The sequence below is a fragment of the Streptococcus halitosis genome, from assembly GCF_003143695.2.
In the GTDB taxonomy this organism is placed as follows: Bacteria; Bacillota; Bacilli; order Lactobacillales; family Streptococcaceae; genus Streptococcus; species Streptococcus halitosis.
Map to the genome: position 1 here is coordinate 723,423 of NZ_QEMY02000001.1, position 6,578 is coordinate 730,000.

The window sequence follows — 6,578 nt, forward strand, 5'->3', positions numbered from 1 at the left end:
AAAGATGTTAGAACACGATATTGAAAAAATCCTCGTTTCACATGATGAAATTACAGAAGCAGCTAAAAAGCTAGGTGCACAACTAACAAAAGAATATGAGGGGAAAAATCCAATTCTTATTGGAATTCTAAAAGGATCGATTCCTTTTATGGCTGAATTGGTTAAACATATTGATACGCATATTGAGATGGACTTCATGATGGTATCTAGTTACCATGGTGGAACAGCAAGTAGTGGTGTCATCAATATCAAGCAAGATGTGACTCAAGATATCAAAGGAAGACATGTTTTATTTGTAGAGGATATCATCGATACAGGTCAAACTTTGAAAAATTTGCGAGATATGTTTATTGCAAGAGAAGCAGCTTCTGTTAAAATCGCGACTTTGTTGGACAAACCAGAGGGACGTGTTGTTGAAATTGAAGCGGATTATACCTGCTTTACTATTCCAAATGAGTTTGTAGTAGGTTATGGTCTGGATTATAAGGAAAATTATCGTAACCTTCCTTATGTCGGAGTATTGAAAGAAGAAGTTTATTCAAATTAGAAAGATCTATCTTTAATGAAAAAACAAAATAATGGTTTAGTTAGAAATCCATTTCTCTACTTGTTAATTATCTTCTTCCTAGTGACAGGATTCCAGTATTTTTACTCTGGAAATACTGCTGGACGAAGCGAAAAAATTAACTATACAGAATTGGTAAAAGAAATTACAGCAGACAATGTAAAAGAATTAACCTATCAGCCAAATGGTAGCATCATTGAAGTGTCTGGTGTTTATAAAAATCCTAAGACTAGTAAAGAGGAAACAGGAATTCAATTTTTTACTCCTACAGCTACAACAGTAGAAAGATTCTCAAGTACTATTCTTCCGTCTGATTCAACAGTTTCAGAATTGCAAAAACTTGCTTCTGAACATCAGGCTGAGGTTACAGTCAAACATGAGAGTTCAAGTGGTATGTGGATCAATATCCTTGTGTCTGTTGTGCCATTTGCTATTCTCTTCTTCTTCCTATTCTCTATGATGGGAAATATGGGAGGAAATAATAGTAGAAATCCAATGAGTTTTGGACGTAGCAAGGCTAAAGCTGCTAACAAAGAAGATATCAAGGTACGATTCTCAGATGTTGCAGGTGCTGAGGAAGAAAAACAAGAATTAGTAGAAGTTGTTGAATTCCTAAAAGATCCAAAACGATTTACAAAACTTGGTGCGCGCATTCCCGCGGGTGTTCTTTTGGAGGGACCTCCGGGAACAGGTAAGACCTTACTAGCTAAGGCAGTTGCCGGAGAAGCAGGGGTTCCGTTCTTTAGTATCTCAGGATCTGACTTTGTAGAAATGTTTGTCGGAGTTGGTGCAAGCCGCGTTCGTTCTCTTTTTGAGGATGCAAAAAAAGCAGCGCCAGCCATCATCTTTATCGATGAAATTGATGCTGTTGGTCGCCAACGTGGTGTTGGTCTTGGTGGAGGAAATGATGAACGTGAACAAACCTTGAACCAACTCTTGATTGAGATGGATGGTTTTGAGGGAAATGAAGGAATCATCGTTATCGCTGCAACTAACCGTTCAGATGTTCTTGATCCAGCTCTTCTCCGCCCAGGACGTTTCGATAGAAAAGTCTTAGTTGGCCGTCCTGATGTTAAAGGTCGTGAAGCAATCTTGAAAGTTCACGCTAAAAATAAACCTCTGGCAGACGATGTTGATTTGAAACTGGTTGCCCAACAAACCCCAGGCTTTGTGGGAGCTGACTTAGAAAATGTTCTAAATGAAGCGGCATTAGTTGCTGCTCGTCGCAACAAATCAATCATTGATGCTTCAGATATTGATGAGGCAGAGGACAGAGTGATTGCTGGACCATCTAAGAAAGATAAAACAGTATCACAAAGAGAACGTGAATTGGTTGCTTATCATGAGGCTGGACATACCATTGTTGGTTTAGTCTTGTCAAATGCCCGTGTTGTTCATAAAGTTACAATTGTACCACGTGGACGTGCAGGTGGTTACATGATTGCGCTTCCGAAAGAGGATCAAATGCTTCTATCTAAAGAAGACATGAAAGAGCAATTGGCAGGTTTGATGGGTGGTCGTGTAGCTGAAGAGATTATCTTTAATGTCCAAACGACAGGAGCTTCAAATGACTTTGAACAAGCTACACAGATGGCTCGTGCAATGGTCACTGAATACGGTATGAGTGAAAAACTTGGCCCAGTTCAATACGAAGGTAATCATGCTATGTTTGGTGCACAAAGTCCTCAAAAATCAATTTCAGAGCAAACAGCCTATGAGATTGATGAGGAAGTTCGTTCATTATTAAATGAGGCACGAAACAAAGCTGCTGAAATTATCCAATCAAATCGTGAAACTCATAAGTTGATTGCAGAAGCATTGTTGAAATACGAAACATTAGATAGTACACAGATTAAATCTCTTTACGAAACAGGAAAAATGCCTGAGACAGTAGAAGAGGAATCCCATGCACTATCTTATGATGAAGTAAAATCAAAAATGAGTGAAGAAAAATAAATTTAGAGAGGTTCGACCTCTCTTTTTATGTTCTAATGTGATGGCTACCGAGCGGATGCCCTGATAGTCGACCCTCCTCGTACAGGCTTAGATGATAAGCTGTTGGATGCCATTCTGACCTATGTTCCAGAAAAAATGGTCTATGTATCCTGCAATGTTTCGACCTTGGCACGAGATTTAGTTAAACTGGTAAAAGTCTATGATCTCCAGTATATCCAGTCAGTTGATATGTTTCCCCACACTGCACGAACAGAAGCAGTTGTTAAGTTAGTGAAGAAAAGAAAAAATCAACTTCACTGAAAAAAGATCTTGACAAAGTAGGAAAAGTAGGTATAATAGAAAGAGTTGAAAAGCTCAAGGTCCGTTGGTCAAGGGGTTAAGACACCGCCTTTTCACGGCGGTAACACGGGTTCGAATCCCGTACGGACTATGTGTGTATCGCGGTAAAAAAACTTGAAAAAAGTTTTAAAAAAGTGTTGACATAGGTTAGCAGCTGTGATATACTAATATAGTTGTCGCTTGAGAGAGATTGAGTGACAAAGACCTTTGAAAACTGAACAAGACGAACCAATGTGCAGGGCACTATAACTAAGGTTATAGTACTGAACAATGAAAAAACAATAAATCTGTCAGTGACAGAAATGAGTGAGAACTCAAACTTTTAATGAGAGTTTGATCCTGGCTCAGGACGAACGCTGGCGGCGTGCCTAATACATGCAAGTAGAACGCTGAAGAGAGGAGCTTGCTCTTCTTGGATGAGTTGCGAACGGGTGAGTAACGCGTAGGTAACCTGCCTGGTAGCGGGGGATAACTATTGGAAACGATAGCTAATACCGCATAAAATGGATTATCGCATGATAATGCATTGAAAGGTGCAAATGCATCACTACCAGATGGACCTGCGTTGTATTAGCTAGTTGGTGGGGTAACGGCTCACCAAGGCGACGATACATAGCCGACCTGAGAGGGTGATCGGCCACACTGGGACTGAGACACGGCCCAGACTCCTACGGGAGGCAGCAGTAGGGAATCTTCGGCAATGGACGGAAGTCTGACCGAGCAACGCCGCGTGAGTGAAGAAGGTTTTCGGATCGTAAAGCTCTGTTGTAAGAGAAGAACGAGTGTGAGAGTGGAAAGTTCACACTGTGACGGTATCTTACCAGAAAGGGACGGCTAACTACGTGCCAGCAGCCGCGGTAATACGTAGGTCCCGAGCGTTGTCCGGATTTATTGGGCGTAAAGCGAGCGCAGGCGGTTAGATAAGTCTGAAGTTAAAGGCTGTGGCTTAACCATAGTACGCTTTGGAAACTGTTTAACTTGAGTGCAAGAGGGGAGAGTGGAATTCCATGTGTAGCGGTGAAATGCGTAGATATATGGAGGAACACCGGTGGCGAAAGCGGCTCTCTGGCTTGTAACTGACGCTGAGGCTCGAAAGCGTGGGGAGCAAACAGGATTAGATACCCTGGTAGTCCACGCCGTAAACGATGAGTGCTAGGTGTTAGACCCTTTCCGGGGTTTAGTGCCGCAGCTAACGCATTAAGCACTCCGCCTGGGGAGTACGACCGCAAGGTTGAAACTCAAAGGAATTGACGGGGGCCCGCACAAGCGGTGGAGCATGTGGTTTAATTCGAAGCAACGCGAAGAACCTTACCAGGTCTTGACATCCCTCTGATCGCTCTAGAGATAGAGTTTTCCTTCGGGACAGAGGTGACAGGTGGTGCATGGTTGTCGTCAGCTCGTGTCGTGAGATGTTGGGTTAAGTCCCGCAACGAGCGCAACCCCTATTGTTAGTTGCCATCATTCAGTTGGGCACTCTAGCGAGACTGCCGGTAATAAACCGGAGGAAGGTGGGGATGACGTCAAATCATCATGCCCCTTATGACCTGGGCTACACACGTGCTACAATGGCTGGTACAACGAGTCGCAAGCCGGTGACGGCAAGCTAATCTCTTAAAGCCAGTCTCAGTTCGGATTGTAGGCTGCAACTCGCCTACATGAAGTCGGAATCGCTAGTAATCGCGGATCAGCACGCCGCGGTGAATACGTTCCCGGGCCTTGTACACACCGCCCGTCACACCACGAGAGTTTGTAACACCCGAAGTCGGTGAGGTAACCTTTTAGGAGCCAGCCGCCTAAGGTGGGATAGATGATTGGGGTGAAGTCGTAACAAGGTAGCCGTATCGGAAGGTGCGGCTGGATCACCTCCTTTCTAAGGATAAGGAACTGCGCATTGGTCTTGTTTAGTCTTGAGAGGTCTTGTGGGGCCTTAGCTCAGCTGGGAGAGCGCCTGCTTTGCACGCAGGAGGTCAGCGGTTCGATCCCGCTAGGCTCCATTGGTGAGAGATCACCAAGTAATGCACATTGAAAATTGAATATCTATATCAAATAGTAACAAGAAAATAAACCGAAACGCTGTAGTATTAAAAGAGTTTATGACTGAAAGGTCAGAAAATAAGGTTAAGTTAATAAGGGCGCACGGTGGATGCCTTGGCACTAGGAGCCGAAGAAGGACGTGACAAACGACGATATGCCTTGGGTAGCTGTAAGTAAGCGATGATCCAGGGATTTCCGAATGGGGGAACCCAACAGGTGCTACCTGTTACCCATATCTGTTAAGGATATGAGGAGGAAGACGCAGTGAACTGAAACATCTAAGTAGCTGCAGGAAGAGAAAGCAAAAGCGATTGCCTTAGTAGCGGCGAGCGAAACGGCAGAAGGGCAAACCGAAGAGTTTACTCTTCGGGGTTGTAGGACTGCAATGTGGACTCAAAGATTATAGAAGAATGATTTGGGAAGATCAGCCAAAGAGAGTAAGAGCCTCGTATTTAAAATAGTCTTTGTACCTAACAGTATCCTGAGTACGGCGGGACACGAGAAATCCCGTCGGAATCTGGGAGGACCATCTCCCAACCCTAAATACTCCCTAGTGACCGATAGTGAACCAGTACCGTGAGGGAAAGGTGAAAAGCACCCCGGGAGGGGAGTGAAATAGAACCTGAAACCGTGTGCCTACAACAAGTTCGAGCCCGTTAATGGGTGAGAGCGTGCCTTTTGTAGAATGAACCGGCGAGTTACGATATGATGCGAGGTTAAGTTGAAGAGACGGAGCCGTAGGGAAACCGAGTCTGAATAGGGCGCATTAGTATCATGTCGTAGACCCGAAACCATGTGACCTACCCATGAGCAGGTTGAAGGTGCGGTAAGACGCACTGGAGGACCGAACCAGGGCACGTTGAAAAGTGCTTGGATGACTTGTGGGTAGCGGAGAAATTCCAAACGAACTTGGAGATAGCTGGTTCTCTCCGAAATAGCTTTAGGGCTAGCGTCGACATAAAGATTCTTGGAGGTAGAGCACTGTTTGGGTGAGGGGTCCATCCCGGATTACCAATCTCAGATAAACTCCGAATGCCAAAGAATTATGGTCGGCAGTCAGACTGCGAGTGCTAAGATCCGTAGTCGAAAGGGAAACAGCCCAGACCACCAGCTAAGGTCCCAAAATAATTGTTAAGTGGAAAAGGATGTGGGGTTGCACAGACAACTAGGATGTTAGCTTAGAAGCAGCTATTCATTCAAAGAGTGCGTAATAGCTCACTAGTCGAGTGACCCTGCGCCGAAAATGTACCGGGGCTAAAACAATTTACCGAAGCTGTGGATACCTTTATAGGTATGGTAGGAGAGCGTTCTATGTGTGGAGAAGGTGTACCGTGAGGAGCGCTGGAACGCATAGAAGTGAGAATGCCGGTATGAGTAGCGAAAGACAGGTGAGAATCCTGTCCACCGTAAGACTAAGGTTTCCAGGGGAAGGCTCGTCCGCCCTGGGTTAGTCGGGACCTAAGGAGAGACCGAAAGGTGTATCCGATGGACAACAGGTTGATATTCCTGTACTAGAGTATGTAGTGATGGAGGGACGCAGTAGGCTAACTAAAGCAGACGAATGGAAGTGTCTGTCTAAGCAGTGAGGTGTGAATTGAGTCAAATGCTTAATTCTATAACATTGAGCTGTGATGGGGAGCGAAGTTTAGTAGCGAAGTTAGTGACGTCACACTGCCAAGAAAAG

The 6,578-nt window shown here is 44.6% G+C and carries 2 protein-coding genes, 2 tRNA genes, 2 rRNA genes and 1 pseudogene (1 of these 7 only partly in view); all 7 read left to right on the forward strand.

Translation table 11 applies throughout. The annotated features are described in order from the left end of the window. Positions 1–4 precede the first annotated feature (4 nt). Complete coding sequence (gene hpt / locus DB729_RS03585) at positions 5–547, forward strand: hypoxanthine phosphoribosyltransferase (RefSeq protein WP_000889395.1); 543 nt, start codon at positions 5–7, stop codon at positions 545–547. Between the two features lie 15 nt (positions 548–562). Then, entirely contained in the window at positions 563–2,521 is a 1,959-nt protein-coding gene (gene ftsH, locus DB729_RS03590; RefSeq protein ID WP_033583696.1) for an ATP-dependent zinc metalloprotease FtsH, read from the forward strand. A 39-nt stretch (positions 2,522–2,560) separates the two neighbouring features. Continuing rightward, a pseudogene (locus DB729_RS03595) lies at positions 2,561–2,821 on the forward strand (23S rRNA (uracil(1939)-C(5))-methyltransferase RlmD); the annotation flags it as partial. Positions 2,822–2,879: 58 nt separating this feature from the next. Beyond that, positions 2,880–2,951 (forward strand) — tRNA-Glu (locus DB729_RS03600). A 230-nt stretch (positions 2,952–3,181) separates the two neighbouring features. Next, positions 3,182–4,730 (forward strand): 16S ribosomal RNA (locus tag DB729_RS03605). A 51-nt stretch (positions 4,731–4,781) separates the two neighbouring features. After that, positions 4,782–4,854 (forward strand) — tRNA-Ala (locus DB729_RS03610). 122 nt (positions 4,855–4,976) lie between these two features. Further along, positions 4,977–6,578, forward strand: a 23S ribosomal RNA gene (locus tag DB729_RS03615); it runs 1,300 nt beyond the window's last position. Together the 16S and 23S rRNA genes with 2 tRNA genes alongside form the textbook arrangement of a ribosomal RNA operon.